Source organism: Rudaea sp., assembly GCF_057139185.1.
On record NZ_DBNHDN010000023.1, the window covers coordinates 1 to 13050 of the forward strand.

13 protein-coding genes are annotated in these 13050 nt (G+C 64.7%); 10 read left to right on the plus strand and 3 right to left on the minus strand.

Annotated features, from left to right (window positions below; genetic code table 11):
• The 4 genes from AC16HO_RS07870 to AC16HO_RS07885 form a co-directional block, all read left to right on the plus strand.
• Positions 1–1427, plus strand: a 1427-nt coding sequence (locus AC16HO_RS07870) for a serine/threonine-protein kinase (protein WP_484335362.1), incomplete at its 5' end; no start/stop codon positions are given.
• A complete protein-coding gene (locus AC16HO_RS07875) occupies positions 1414–2196 on the plus strand; it encodes a hypothetical protein (RefSeq protein ID WP_484335363.1) in 783 nt (260 codons plus the stop codon). The genes AC16HO_RS07870 and AC16HO_RS07875, both read left to right, overlap by 14 nt.
• A 52-nt stretch (positions 2197–2248) precedes the next feature.
• Positions 2249–3187: an SPFH domain-containing protein gene (locus tag AC16HO_RS07880; protein WP_484335364.1), complete on the plus strand. Its 939-nt coding sequence runs from the start codon at positions 2249–2251 to the stop codon at positions 3185–3187.
• Position 3188: 1 nt separating this feature from the next.
• Positions 3189–3632 (plus strand): NfeD family protein, encoded by a 444-nt coding sequence (locus AC16HO_RS07885; RefSeq protein WP_484335365.1) that lies wholly within the window; start codon positions 3189–3191, stop codon positions 3630–3632.
• Here the strand turns inward: AC16HO_RS07885 and AC16HO_RS07890 are convergent.
• Complete coding sequence (locus tag AC16HO_RS07890) at positions 3629–4621, minus strand: aldo/keto reductase (protein ID WP_484335366.1); 993 nt, start codon at positions 4619–4621, stop codon at positions 3629–3631. The two genes, AC16HO_RS07885 and AC16HO_RS07890, sit on opposite strands and share 4 nt — an antisense overlap.
• Before the next feature lie 29 nt (positions 4622–4650).
• Positions 4651–4983, minus strand: coding sequence for a carboxymuconolactone decarboxylase family protein (locus AC16HO_RS07895; RefSeq protein WP_484335367.1), 333 nt, complete (start codon positions 4981–4983; stop codon positions 4651–4653).
• Positions 4984–5083: 100 nt separating this feature from the next.
• Between AC16HO_RS07895 and AC16HO_RS07900 the strand changes: the two genes are divergently transcribed.
• The 6 genes from AC16HO_RS07900 (at position 5084) to AC16HO_RS07925 (ending at position 11542) form a co-directional block, all read left to right on the plus strand.
• Complete coding sequence (locus AC16HO_RS07900; protein ID WP_484335368.1) at positions 5084–5998, plus strand: LysR family transcriptional regulator; 915 nt, start codon at positions 5084–5086, stop codon at positions 5996–5998.
• 33 nt (positions 5999–6031) lie between these two features.
• Entirely contained in the window at positions 6032–7117 is a 1086-nt protein-coding gene (gcvT, locus tag AC16HO_RS07905; RefSeq protein WP_484335369.1) for a glycine cleavage system aminomethyltransferase GcvT, read from the plus strand.
• Between the two features lie 103 nt (positions 7118–7220).
• Positions 7221–7619, plus strand: a complete 399-nt coding sequence (gene gcvH / locus AC16HO_RS07910) for a glycine cleavage system protein GcvH (RefSeq protein WP_395641710.1) — start codon at positions 7221–7223, stop codon at positions 7617–7619.
• A 147-nt stretch (positions 7620–7766) separates the two neighbouring features.
• The gene (gene gcvPA / locus AC16HO_RS07915) at positions 7767–9122 is read left to right on the plus strand and encodes an aminomethyl-transferring glycine dehydrogenase subunit GcvPA (protein ID WP_395641711.1); all 1356 of its coding nucleotides are present in this window, start codon (positions 7767–7769) and stop codon (positions 9120–9122) included.
• 654 nt (positions 9123–9776) lie between these two features.
• Positions 9777–10133: a met regulon transcriptional regulator MetJ gene (gene metJ / locus AC16HO_RS07920; protein ID WP_395641712.1), complete on the plus strand. Its 357-nt coding sequence runs from the start codon at positions 9777–9779 to the stop codon at positions 10131–10133.
• Positions 10134–10507: 374 nt separating this feature from the next.
• A complete protein-coding gene (locus tag AC16HO_RS07925; RefSeq protein ID WP_395641713.1) occupies positions 10508–11542 on the plus strand; it encodes an energy transducer TonB in 1035 nt (344 codons plus the stop codon).
• A gap of 75 nt (positions 11543–11617) precedes the next feature.
• Here AC16HO_RS07925 and AC16HO_RS07930 read toward each other — a convergent pair whose 3' ends face one another.
• The gene (locus tag AC16HO_RS07930) at positions 11618–13039 is read right to left on the minus strand and encodes a serine hydrolase domain-containing protein (protein ID WP_395641714.1); all 1422 of its coding nucleotides are present in this window, start codon (positions 13037–13039) and stop codon (positions 11618–11620) included.
• Positions 13040–13050: the final 11 nt, after the last annotated feature.

Here is a 13050-nt window from a genome sequence, read left to right on the forward strand (position 1 = left end):
CGTTCCGCGGCGACACGCCGATCGCGGTGCTGATGGCGCACCTGACCCAGGCGCCCGCGCCGCTGCCGGCGGAATTCGCCGCGTTCCAGGACATCTTCGATCGCGTGCTGGCCAAGAAGTGCGACGACCGTTATCCGACGCTCAAGGCCTTCAGCGACGACCTCAAGTCGCGCCTCGTGCACAGCGACACCTTGCTCACGCGCCTGCAGCTCGATCCGAACCAGACCTCGTCCGAACAATTGCGTGCGCTCGGTTTCTATACCAGCATGCCGAGCAGCGGCGGCGCGCGCATGTCCGTGTCCGGGCAGATCCCCGCGCCGGCGACGGCGGATCAACCGGCAGCGACGCCTTCAGCAGCGCCCGCCACGCCAGCGCGCAAGCGCAACGCATGGATTGCGATCGCGGCCGTCATCGCGGTACTCGCGATCATCCTCTGGGGCAGGTTCGGGCACCGCCGCCTGAGCCATGACGAGCAGGAACTGGTGAACCTGTGGAACGACCGCGCCGCGACCCTGATCCAGTCCGGGCAATTGCTTGTCGCCGCGCCGGGCAGTGACGGCAGCGCGCTGGATTTCGTGCGCAAGGTCGAGCAGAAGGATCCGGGCAATGCGCGTGCCGAGGAAGCCCGCGAACAGATCGGCAAGCAACTCGCCGCGCAAGGCGATGCGGCGCTGGCCGACAAACGCATCGACGACGCGGCGAAGATCGAAGCCGACGCACTCGCCGCCCTGCCCGGCGACAAGTCCCTGGCCGCCTTGCAGCAACGCATCGCGCAGGCGCGCGAACAGGCGCGCGCGCAGGCCCAGATCCAGATGCAGACTGCCGAAAACCGGCAGAAGGCACACGCCCAGGTGACCGCCTTTCTCGACGCCGGCACGGACGCCGAATTGCGCGCCGCCTTCGACGGCATCACCCAACTGCTGGCAGCCGATGCGACCGACAAGGACACGCTCGCTCTGCGCACGCGCGCCGTCGAGGCCATCGGCAAACGCCTGCATGGCGCGGTGAACACGGACGACTTCGACGTGATGGCCGCATTCGTCAAGGGCCGCGGCGATGATTGGACCGCGGATCCGGCGTGGGCGAAGCTGGTGCAGGACATGCCCGGCTGGCGCGCCGGCATCGTCGCGGCCGCGCAGGCGCAGGCCGCCGCGAATGCCGGCGAGTTGCTGCTCAACGCAACGCCGTGGGCACGCGTGGATGCGGTGGCCGACGGCAACGGTCGCGCGATCGCGCTGCCCGACGACAACAGCACGCCGCTGTTGCTCAAATTGCCCGCCGGAACCTACAGCGTCGTCTTCCGCCAGCCGCTCGACGGCAAGAGCAGGCAGATGACGATTGCGGTCGAGGGGAAACAGCGTGCCACGCTGACGGCCGGCTTTGCGGCGCCGGACGCGAAGGAGTATTTCAAGCATGCCGGCCTGTAGCCGCGCGCTTGCCGTGCTTGCCCTCGCGGCCTTGCTCGCGCCGGCGATCGCGCGCGCTGATTTCGAGGACGACTACACCGATGGTCTGGCGGCACTGGATCACGGCGAATACGGTCGTGCGGTACAGGCCTTGAAAAAAGCGCTCGCGGTGCGACCGGAATCGCCGGTCATGGTGAGGATCGAAGGCGTTCCGCAACCCTATCTGCCGCACCATTTCCTCGGCATCGCCTATTTCAAGCTTGGCGATTGCGCCGCGGCGAAAGCGCAATGGAACGATCAGTCGAACCTGCGCTCGCTTGGCCGCCTGCGCCAGTTGCGTGCGCAAGAAGAGCAACTCCAGGCGCAGTGCACGCCGGTTGCCGTGCAAGCGCAGGAAGCTCCCACGAAAACGCAGTCGGCGCAGGCGGTGGTCGCAACACCTGCCACGCCAGAGTCTGCGCCGGTATCCAATCCGCCGCCGAAACCAACCGCGGTTGCCGTCGCCGGACCGCCGCCCGCGCTGATCCGTGCCTATGTCGATTTCAGCGCGGGCCGCTTTGCGAATGCAGCGCGTCTGGATGTCGATGCGGTCAACGGCGCGAATGTACGCTTTCAGGCCTATCTGTTGCGCAGCGCCGCGCGTTTTGCATTGGCGCGATCGGGAGAGGCATCACAACTCGAAGGCGCGCGCAGCGACGCTCGCGCGGCGCGCCATCTGGATGCGAACGCGCTGCCTGACGAGCGCGTGTTCTCGCCCGCGTTCCGCACGTTCTTCGCCGCCGCGCACTGACGCGGCGGCGCGCTATACTCGAAATCCTTCTTGCTGTTCTGCGGAGATCGCCATGGGTGGGTTTGTCGCATTGGTTCTGCTGGTCGTGGTCGTCATCTTCGTTTCCAAGACAGTGCGCGTGGTGCCGCAAGGTTATGAATGGACCAAGGAAACCTTCGGCCGCTACACCAGCACGATGGAACCGGGCCTGCACATCCTGATTCCGATCTATCACACGGTCGGCCGCAAGATGAACATGATGGAACAGGTGCTCGACGTGCCGTCGCAGGACGTGATCACCAAGGACAACGCCGTGGTGCGCGTGGACGGCGTCGTGTTCTACCAGGTGCTGGATGCAGCCAAGGCGGCGTATGAAGTCGCGAACCTGCAACAGGCGATCCTGAACCTGGTGATGACCAACATCCGCACCGTGCTCGGCTCGATGGACCTGGACGAATCATTGAGCAAGCGCGACGAAATCAACGCGCGTCTGCTCAAGGTTGTTGACGAGGCCACGCATCCGTGGGGCTTGAAGTGCAACCGCATCGAGATCAAGGACATCCAGCCGCCGCGCGACCTGGTCGATTCGATGGCGCGCCAGATGAAGGCCGAACGCGAGAAGCGCGCGAACATCCTCGAAGCCGAAGGTTTTCGCCAGGCCGCGATCCTGAAAGCCGAAGGCGAGAAACAATCGGCCATTCTTTCCGCCGAGGGCAAGCGCGAAGCCGCATTCCGTGAAGCCGAGGCGCGCGAGCGTCAGGCGCAAGCGGAAGCCAAGGCGACCGAGATGGTTTCCGAAGCGATCCGCAAAGGCGACATCAACGCGATCAATTATTTTGTCGCGACCAAGTACGTGGACGCACTCAAGTCGATGGGCACCGCGCCGAACCAGAAACTGTTGCTGCTGCCGATGGAATCGATGGGCCTGCTCGGTTCGCTGGCGGGCATCGCCGAGGTGGCCAAGTCGAGCCTGGAACAGCAGCAGGCGGCCAAAGCGCTGCCGAAGGCTTGACATGCTTGCGAACCTGACAATGCACTACGGCTGGTGGCTGCTCGCGCTGGTGTTGATCGGCGCCGAGATCATGGCCCCCGGATTCTTCATGCTCTGGATCGGCATCGCCGCCGCGGCGCTGGGCGTGGTACTGCTCTTTGTTCCGGACATGGGTTTCGGCGTGCAGTCGGTGGTGTTCGCCGTGTTTGCCGTGATCAGCTGCTTCGTGTACTGGCGTTTCGTGCGCCATGCGATGGACGAGCGTTCCGACCTGCCGCACTTGAACCGTCGCGCCGAACAGTACATCGGTCGCCGCTTCGTGCTGGAGACGGCCATCATCAATGGCCAGGGCAAGGCACGCGTCGGCGATTCGCTGTGGCTGGCCGAAGGCCCGGATCTGCCCGCCGGCACGCCGGTCGAAGTCGTCGGCGTGGACGGTTCGACGTTGAAGGTCAAGGCCGCCTAGCGGCCAACCAGTTTTTGCAGATGCTCCGGATAACGCGCGCCTTGCAGCGCGACGCGCGATGATGCCTGTGCGATGTCGCGCAGGTCGTCCGCGCTCAGTTCCACGCCGGCGGCGCCGAGGTTCTCGTCGAGACGGTGCAGCTTGGTCGTGCCCGGAATCGGCACGATCCACGGTTTTTGCGCGAGCAGCCAGGCCAGCGCGATCTGCGCGGGCGTCGCGCGCTTGCGTTCGGCGATGCCGCGCAGCAGTTCGACGAGCGCGAGGTTGGCGCGGCGTGCGTCCGCCGCGAAGCGCGGCACGACGTTGCGGAAGTCGCCTTCCGCGAATTGCGTGTTCGCGTCGATCGCGCCGGTGAGAAAGCCCTTGCCCAGCGGGCTGAACGGCACGAAGCCGATGCCGAGTTCTTCCAGGGTCGGGATGATTTCCTGTTCCGGCTCGCGCCAGAACAGCGAGTATTCGCTTTGCAGCGCCGCGACCGGCTGCACCGCATGCGCGCGGCGTATGGTGTTGGCGCCGGCTTCCGAGAGGCCGAAGTGCTTGACCTTGCCCTGCGCGATCAAATCCTTGACCGCGCCGGCGACGTCTTCGATCGGCACCGCATCGTCGACTCGGTGCTGGTAGAACAGGTCGATCGCGTCGATTCCCAAACGCTTGAGCGAGGCCTCGGCGACGGCCTTGATGTGTTCGGGCCGGCTGTCGAGTCCGCCGGTCGGCTTGCCGTTCGCGTCGATGCCGAAGCCGAACTTGGTCGCGATCGCCACCTGTCCGCGAAACGGCGCGAGCGCGGCGCCGACCAGTTCCTCGTTCGCGAACGGGCCGTAGATTTCCGCCGTGTCGAAGAACGTCACGCCGCGTTCGGCCGCCGCGCGGATCAGCGCGATGCCCTGCTGCTTTTCGACCGCGGGGCCGAGACCGAAGCTCAGCCCCATGCAGCCCAGGCCGATGGCCGAGACTTCGAGGCCGTTTTTTCCGAGTGTGCGTTTTTGCATTTCGTGTTCTCCGCGAAGGTCTTTCGATTTCAGGGTTGGGGCGGGCGTTCATCGAATACGCGCTGGGCGATGGTCAAGGCGGTCGTCGCCGTCGGCCATCCCGAATAAAAAGCCAGGTGCGTGATCAGTTCGACGATCTCGTCCTTGTCGATGCCATTGTCGAGCGCCTTGCCGAGGTGAAACGGCAGCTCGTTCGTGCGGTACAGCGCGATCAGGCAGGAAACCGTGATCAGGCTGCGATCGCGCGGCGACAGGCCGGCCCGTTGCCAGACGTCGCCGAACAATATGTCGTCCGTGTAATCGGCGAGGGCAGGCGCGATGTGGCCGAAGGCGTTGTGGGCGGTGCGGATGGGCGCGGACATGATGTTCTCGGCGGCAGGTTGGATGGCGCACACTCTAGCGCCGGCACGTCGCCGCGATAAGATGGTAAATTGCGCATGTACTCATGAACAGGATTCATGAATGGTAACCGCCAATCTCGACGACCTGCGCGCTTTCGTCGCCGTCGCGCGCGAGGGCAGCTTCACCAAGGCGGCGGCGCGGCTTGGCGTGTCGCAGTCGGCGTTGAGCCATACGCTGCGCGGCCTCGAAGCGCGCCTCGGCCTGCGCCTGCTCAACCGGACGACGCGCAGCGTCGCGCCAACCGCCGCCGGCGAACGCCTGTTCGATTCGGTCGCGCCGCGTTTTGCGGAGATCGAGGCCGAACTCGCCACCCTGTCCGAACTGCGCGAGAAACCCGCCGGCACCATCCGCATCACCACGGGCGAGCATGCGGCCGCGACGATACTGTGGCCGGCGCTCGCGAAATTCCTGCCCAAATATCCCGACGTCAAAGTGGAATTGAGCGTCGATCGCGCGCTCACCGACATCGTCGCGCAACGCTTCGACGCCGGCGTGCGCCTCGGCGAGCAGGTCGCGCAAGGCATGGTCGCCGTGCGCATCGGCCCGTTGCAGCGCATGGTAGTCGTGGGCGCGCCGGCGTATTTCCGGAAGCATCCGGCGCCGAAACATCCACGCGACCTGACGCAACACGACTGCATCAACCTGCGCCTGGCGACGCGGGGCGATCTGTACGCCTGGGAATTCCAGAAAGGCAGCCGCAAGATCAACGTGCGCGTGGATGGCCGGCTCGTGTTCAACCATTCGGCGCACATTCTCGACGCCGCGCTGGCCGGATTCGGACTCGCCTTCGTGATGGAAGACGTGGTCGCGCCGCATCTGGCAAAGAAGAAGCTCGTCGGCGTGCTCGACGACTGGACGCCGCCGTTTCCCGGCTATTACCTCTACTACCCGAGCCGGCGGCAATCCTCGCCGGCATTCGCGCTGCTGGTCGATGCGTTGCGCTGGCGCGGAACCGGCGCCGACGGCATACGTTAGAATGCGCGTCCGATTTTGTCCGGAGCCGGGACGATGACCCAGAAAACGATACTCAACGACGCCCACCGCGCGCTCGGCGCGAAGATGGTCGACTTCGGCGGCTGGGACATGCCGCTCAACTACGGCTCGCAGATCGAAGAACATCACGCAGTGCGCCGCGACGCGGGCATGTTCGACGTCTCGCACATGACCGTGGTCGACCTGCACGGCACGCGCACGCGCGACTTCCTGCGTCATCTGTTCGCCAACAGCGTCGACAAGCTGAAGACGCGCGGCAAGGCGCTGTATTCGTGCATGCTCAACGAGCGGGGCGGTGTCATCGACGACCTGATCGTCTATTTCTTGAGCGAGGATTTCTTCCGCGTCGTGGTCAATGCGGCTACGCACGACAAGGACCTGGCCTGGATCGAAAAGCAGGCCCGGGCGTTCGAGGTGCAGGTCGCCGAACGCGCCGATCTCGCCATGATCGCGGTGCAGGGACCGAACGCACGCGCCAAGGTGCAGTCGCTGCTGTCGCCGGCGACACGCGAAGCGGCGGCCAAGGTCGGCAAGTTCGCCGCGGTCGAGGGCGACGGGCTGTTCATCGCGCGCACCGGCTACACCGGCGAGGACGGCTACGAGATCATCGTCGCGGAAAAAGACGCGGTTGCGTTGTGGAGCAAGTTGAAGGACGCCGACGTCGCGCCGGCCGGCCTCGGTGCGCGCGACACGCTGCGCCTCGAAGCCGGGATGAATCTGTATGGCCAGGACATGGACGAGACGATCACGCCGTGGGAGGCCGGACTGGCCTGGACCGTGTCGCTCGAACCGGGTCGCGATTTCATCGGCCGCGCCGCGATCGAGAAACAGAAGGCCGACGGCGTGTCGCGCACTCTGGTCGGTCTGGTCATGGACGAAAAAGGCGTGCTGCGCCACGGCCAGCGCGTCGCCACGCCGCAAGGCGACGGCGAGATCCTGTCCGGCACGTTCTCGCCGACACTGGGCAAGGCGATCGCGTTCGCGCGCGTACCCGCGGGCGCGAACGCGGGCGTCGAGGTCGACATCCGCGGCAAGCTCGTGCCGGTGCGCCTGGTCAAGTACCCGTTCGTGCGCGATGGCAAGGCCTGCGAAGGCATTTGACCCGCGTCGAGCCGCGTCGGCGCGGGGTTGGTGCCTGCGCCAGCCCGCTCAGTGTAAAATTCGCTCCCCGAATTCCCCCCGGCTACCACTCAGGATTGAAGCCATGAACGAAATTCCCGGCGATCTGAAATTCATGAAGTCCCACGAGTGGGCGCGCGTCGAGGACAACGGCAACGTGACCATCGGCATTTCCGACCATGCGCAGGGCCTGCTCGGCGATCTGGTCTACGTGGAGTTGCCCAGCGTCGGCGACGAGGTCAAGGCCGGTACCGCGTGTGCCGTGGTCGAGTCGGTCAAGGCCGCTTCGGACGTCTATGCGCCGGTATCGGGCGAGGTTCTCGCGGTGAACTCCGCGCTCGGCGACAAACCCGAGACGATCAACGAGGACGCCTACGGCGAAGGCTGGATCTTCGTCGTCAAGCCGTCCAACCTCGCCGAGGAAAGCGAGGAACTGCTCGATCCGGACGCCTACGCCGAGTCGATCGAAGACGACGAGCACTGAGCCCGGCGGCACGCGACTCGTTCCACGGGACTTGGTGTAACCCGGGCTCGCGGATCGCGGTTGATCGAGCCGTCGGTTGCATTGGAACAAATCATCCATCCGGCTTTGGACTCTTCGAGTCCCGAGTCCCGAGTCCCGAGTCCCGCCATGCCTTTCATTCCCCATTCCGAAGCCGACGTCGCCGCGATGCTGAAGACCATCGGCGTCGCCAGCATCGAAGACCTGTTCGACGAAATCCCCGCCGCGCTCAAGGTCGACGAACTCAAGGTGGTGCCTCCCGGCCTCAACGAAATGGAGGTCACGCGCCTGATGAAGGAGCGCGCTGCGCAGGACGGCACGCCGCTCAACTTCTGCGGCGCCGGCGCCTACGAGCATCACATCCCCGCCGCGGTCTGGGCGATCGTCTCGCGCGGTGAGTTCTACTCGGCCTACACGCCGTACCAGGCCGAGGCGAGCCAGGGCACGCTGCAATTGATCTACGAATACCAGACGATGATGACGCGTCTGACCGGCATGGACGTATCGAACGCGTCGATGTACGACGGCGCGACCTCGCTCGCCGAGGCGGCGCTGATGGCCGAGCGCTGCGCGAAGAAGGGGCCGCGCCGAGTGCTTGTGCCGAAGTCCGTGCACCCGGCCTACCGCAAGACACTGCACACGATCCTGCCGCTGCAGAACATCGAGGTCGTCGAACTCGACATCGCCGCCGACGGTGGCATCGATGCTGCGGCACTGGCGGGGCGGGATTTCGGTGCATTCACCGCCCTGGTCGTGCCGCAGCCGAACTTCTTCGGCGCGCTTGAGGACGTCGACGCGCTGACCGACTGGGCGCACGCCCGGGGTGCGCTTGTGATCGGCGTGGTCAATCCGCTGTCGCTCGCGGTGTTGAAGCCGCCGCGCGATTGGGGCGGTAGCGGAGCCGATATCGTCTGCGGCGACGGCCAGCCGTTCGGCGTGCCGCTGTCCTCGGGCGGGCCGTACTTCGGCATCCTCGCCTGCAAGCAGGAATTGGTGCGCCAGATGCCCGGCCGCATCGTAGGCCGCACGACCGACCTCGACGGCAAGCAAGGCTTCGCCCTCACCCTGCAGGCGCGCGAGCAGCACATCCGCCGCGCCAAGGCGACCTCGAACATCTGCACCAACCAGGGTCTGCTCGTCACCGCGGCGACGATCACGATGGCGATGCTTGGCCCGCAGGGTGTCGCGCGCGTCGCCAATGCGAGCATGCAGAACACGCGCGCGCTGCGCGACAAGCTCGTCGCGATCCCGGGCGTGAAACAGTTGTACGCGCGGCCGTTCTTCCACGAGGTCGCGATCGAGCTGCCGCATCCCGCACATGCGATCGTCGAGAAGCTGGCGCAGGACGACGACATCGTCGCCGGCTTCGCGCTCGGCGACGAATACCCGGGCAGCGGGAACGTCCTGCTCGTCTGCGCGACCGAGACGAAGACCGCCGCCGACCTCGACCGTTTCGCGGCTGCGCTCGCGCGCGCTTTGAGTTGACCGGTTTTCTTCGCGTGCCTGCCGGCGTGCGAAGAAACCTAGGTGCGGACGAGCGCCGTCGAAGCGATCCTTTTTGCATCAGTCGCAGCCGCCGGCACACGATCTTTTTCCTTCGCTTGCACGGCACGGTAGACGCTCCTCGTCGCTTCGGCCGGTGCATGCGGCGAAGTATACTTCGCGCAAATTCGCGCAAATCGGATCGAAAACTTCTCTTTTTGAGCGATCGGCGAAAAAAATTTTTCGTCCGTCGCCGCCCCGTTCAGACACCGTTGCCGAGTCTGTCAGGAGCGCCGTCGCCTGCGCGCCGCGATGCATTCCGCGAAAAATCCACTTTTTTCAAAAGTAAACTATGATGAAAAGTACATTAGTGCATGGCGATACGGTCACGCTGGAGGCCGCATCAAATCTAGCTTTTTTCGATTTCCCGCGAATGAACTCTCGCGATCGGTTCGAATAGTTGATGGTTTGTCGTTGAGCAAACGGACGTCCAAACGTTTATGCGTGTTTCCACCCGCCGCGGCCGCCGTCCTGCGCGCGCGCCGTGCAGGCGCGGCGCCAAGCCGATTCCGGCGCGCCGCGATAGCACAAATCTGTTGACAGCTAAACACTTCGGGAATAATTTTTGCGCCGTCGTTACACCTGCACATGGAATCCATGACGGCGGCGAAGTTTGTAAAGCCTTACATCGAACACGGCAGCAAGTCCGACGCCGTGAAGAAAGTGACGGTATCTATACCGCTTCACGTACTCAGACTTCTCTCCGATGAACGCACCCGCCGGCAGGTGAACAATCTCAGGCACGCGACGAACAGTGATTTGCTGGTCGAAGCGTTCCTGCATGCTTTTACTGGGCAACAACTACCAACTGACGAGGAGCTAAGACGCGATATGGCTACGAAGAAAGCTGCAAAGAAGGCACCTGCCAAGAAAGCTGTGAAGAAGGTTGCGAAGGCCAAGGTTGTGAAGAAGGCCGCGAAGAAGGTTGCCAAGAAGGCCGCCAAGAAGAAGTAAGTTTCACACGTTTCATCGTTATCAGCCGCAACACCAGCCGCAAACCTGCGGGTTTGCCCGGTTCACGGGTGCGGAGTTGGCATCCGGTTCGTACACAACAAGAAAAGCGACACCCCGTTTACCTCTTCCCGCGACTTGCCCAGCGCGGGAAGAGGCTTTAAACGAACTTCCTCTCGAGCGCCCGCTCATCCTTCCAGCCGGTTCCGCACGCACCGTCGCGTGCCACGCGATCCTGCTCATCGCATTCGCCTGTTTCGTCAAGTTGCGGTCATGTCGATATGTTGGCCGGCTGTCGAAAACATGATGCGCGTCAATGAATCGCAATCGTGTGCCGTGGTATCCATCGCACCTCGCAAAAACAGGGGCGAAGTGGCATGGCAAGCGAACACAAGGGGCCCGGTTTTCGGGTCGCTCTGGCAGCGGTTGCGGCGATTGCGGCATTTTCCGCGTATTTCTTTCTCTGGCGCGACCCGGGTGCGGGACAAGTCACGTCCGGGCCCGAAGCCGGCAAACCGGCGAGTGCGGCTGCGCCGCCTGCAGTCGCCCCGGTGGTTGGGGCTGCTGTCGGCAGCGAAGCATCTCAACGCACCGATCTGACGATCGCGGATCTTCTGCGTAACGCCGGTTCCGCGGTGAACGAACGGCGCTACATTGATCCGCCCGACAACAGCGCGGTGGATTTCTACCTGCTCGTGCTCGGGCGCGACGCGAAAAACGCGGCGGCGCAGGAAGGCCTGCGCGAATTGTTTCCGCTTGCCACGGGCGAAATCGAACAGAAGATCAACGCCGGCCAGCTCGACGATAGCCACCGTGCGATCGATCTGCTCGGCAAATTCGACTCGAACAACTACACGCTGACGATCCTGCGCAACAAGCTCGATCTGAAGAAGAAGCAGATGGATCGCGAGCAGGAGAAGCGCGATCAGGAGAAGGCGCTCGCAACGAATGCCGCGAAGAACGCGACGGCTCCGGCGACGACTGCGCCCGCAACGGCGGCTGCACCGGCGGCGGCAGAGGTCAAGCCAGCGGCGGGCGAAACGACGCCCAAGCCGGCAGCGACGAGTGCGGCCGCAGTGACGAATGCAACAGCAGTGGCGAAACCGGCGCCGCCGGCCACCGCTCCATCAGGCGAGACGCGTGCCGCCGTCGCCACCAGCCAGGTTGCGCCACGCTATCCGGCGGATGCTTTCCGTTCGCGCCAGGAGGGGTGGGTCGAAGTGGCGTTCACCGTCGCCGCCGACGGCAGCGTCAAGGACGGCAACGTGGTCACGGCGAATCCGCCGCGGCTGTTCAATGCCGCGGCGTTGCGCGCGATCGCCGAGTGGAAGTTCCTGCCGCGTCTCGAAAATGGTCAACCGGCGGAACAGCAGGTGCGCACGCGAATCGAGTTCAAGCTGCCGGACCGATAAGCGCCGCCCCAGCCATGTGCGCAACGCCGTTTCCGTGCGAACCGACGCGGCGTTGAGCGTTTCGCGTCGGAAAAATCAGTGCTTGCGGCCGGCCACGATGCGCGCTCGCTTCGGCGCGGGCACGACCGGTGCGTCGAGTCCGGCCCAGTCGACCTCGGGCAGGCCGAGGTAGCGGTCGAGCAGCATCGGCAGCAGGCCCGAAGGCAGCGCCGTCTCGCAGTTCCACAGCATCACCGCGCCGAAGCGCGTCTTCGGGAAGAACGCGATCATCGAGTGATAACCCTTGACGTAGCCGGCGTGGAAGACCAGCGTCTCGCCGGCATAGTCGAACACACGCCAGCCCAGTGCGTACTGCGAATCGCTGACACGGACGCGGCGCCATGGCGCGACCCGGCGTTCATGCGGCGTATCGACCTGCGGCGTGTGCAACGTCTCGAGTTCGGCGGCGCTGAGCACGTCGGGACGTCCGCCCATCTGCGCGATCAGCCATGCCGTCATGTCCTTGATGCTGGCGTTGATGCCGGCGGCAGGGGCGACATGGTAGTAGCCTTCGCGGTTCTCGAACGGTACCCATCCGGCGCGCGTGCGTACATGCGGCCTGGCCCAGCTCGTGCTGGATTCCAGTCCTTCGCGGCCGTAGCTCGCCGTGGCCATGCCGAGCGGGCGGAACAGGCGCTTCTCGACCTGATGGCTGAAGAAGTCGCCCGTGGTCGCGAAAATCACGTCTCCGATCAGCGAGTAGGTGACGTTCTGGTAGCCGTAGCACTCGCCTACGTCGCAGGTCATCGGTACATCCTTGAGCCGGTCGACGAGCAGTGGATACGGTTCGTTGGCTTCGATCATGCGATCGTAGGTATTGTGCGGCAGGCCGACGCGCTGGCTGAGCACTTCGCGCACCGTCAGCTTGTTGCTTGCGTCGGCATCGATCAACTCGAACGCGGGCACGACGCTGGCGATGGTGGTGTCCCACGAGAATGCGCCGTCGTCGATCAGCAGCGCCGCCATCGCACTTGCGAACGCTTTCGACAGCGATGCAAGACGAAACACCGTGTCGGGAGTCACCTTCAGGCCGGCCTTCGCATCGGCATAGCCCACACCGCGCTGCAGCAGTACCTTGTCGTCCTTGACCACGGCCACGGCCAGGCCGGCGATGCGATTTCCTTCCTCGATCCTGTCGAGCAGATGGTTGAGCTCGGCAGCGGAGGCGGACGCGTCGCCGGCGCTGCGCGCGACCTTGCCCTTGACGATCGGCGTGATGTCCTCGGATTCGGATTCTTCCGGCGCGGCTTCGCCGACCGGCGCGCGCCTGGCGACGACCTTTGCCTTCGACGCCGTCGTTGCAGCGACGGCGGGTTTCATTGCGACCGGCTTCTTCGCCAGCGTGGTACTGGCTGTTTTCTTCGGGGAGCGGGAGGACGTCGCCGTTGCGGCCGACAGCGCGACCGGGGCGAGACTCAGCGTTGCGAGGATCAGCAGCGCGTGCGGTCGAAGGGCCATGTCTTGTTCAT

Coding starts and splice junctions, on each gene's coding strand:
- AC16HO_RS07875 (WP_484335363.1), top strand. CDS start 1,414: ATGCCGGCCTGTAGCCGCGCGCTTGCCGTGCTTGCCCTCGCGGCCTTG.
- AC16HO_RS07885 (WP_484335365.1), top strand. CDS start 3,189: ATGCTTGCGAACCTGACAATGCACTACGGCTGGTGGCTGCTCGCGCTG.
- gcvT (WP_484335369.1), top strand. CDS start 6,032: ATGACCCAGAAAACGATACTCAACGACGCCCACCGCGCGCTCGGCGCG.
- AC16HO_RS07895 (WP_484335367.1), bottom strand. CDS start 4,983: ATGTCCGCGCCCATCCGCACCGCCCACAACGCCTTCGGCCACATCGCG.
- gcvPA (WP_395641711.1), top strand. CDS start 7,767: ATGCCTTTCATTCCCCATTCCGAAGCCGACGTCGCCGCGATGCTGAAG.
- AC16HO_RS07925 (WP_395641713.1), top strand. CDS start 10,508: ATGGCAAGCGAACACAAGGGGCCCGGTTTTCGGGTCGCTCTGGCAGCG.
- metJ (WP_395641712.1), top strand. CDS start 9,777: ATGACGGCGGCGAAGTTTGTAAAGCCTTACATCGAACACGGCAGCAAG.
- AC16HO_RS07900 (WP_484335368.1), top strand. CDS start 5,084: ATGGTAACCGCCAATCTCGACGACCTGCGCGCTTTCGTCGCCGTCGCG.
- AC16HO_RS07930 (WP_395641714.1), bottom strand. CDS start 13,039: ATGGCCCTTCGACCGCACGCGCTGCTGATCCTCGCAACGCTGAGTCTC.
- gcvH (WP_395641710.1), top strand. CDS start 7,221: ATGAACGAAATTCCCGGCGATCTGAAATTCATGAAGTCCCACGAGTGG.
- AC16HO_RS07880 (WP_484335364.1), top strand. CDS start 2,249: ATGGGTGGGTTTGTCGCATTGGTTCTGCTGGTCGTGGTCGTCATCTTC.
- AC16HO_RS07890 (WP_484335366.1), bottom strand. CDS start 4,621: ATGCAAAAACGCACACTCGGAAAAAACGGCCTCGAAGTCTCGGCCATC.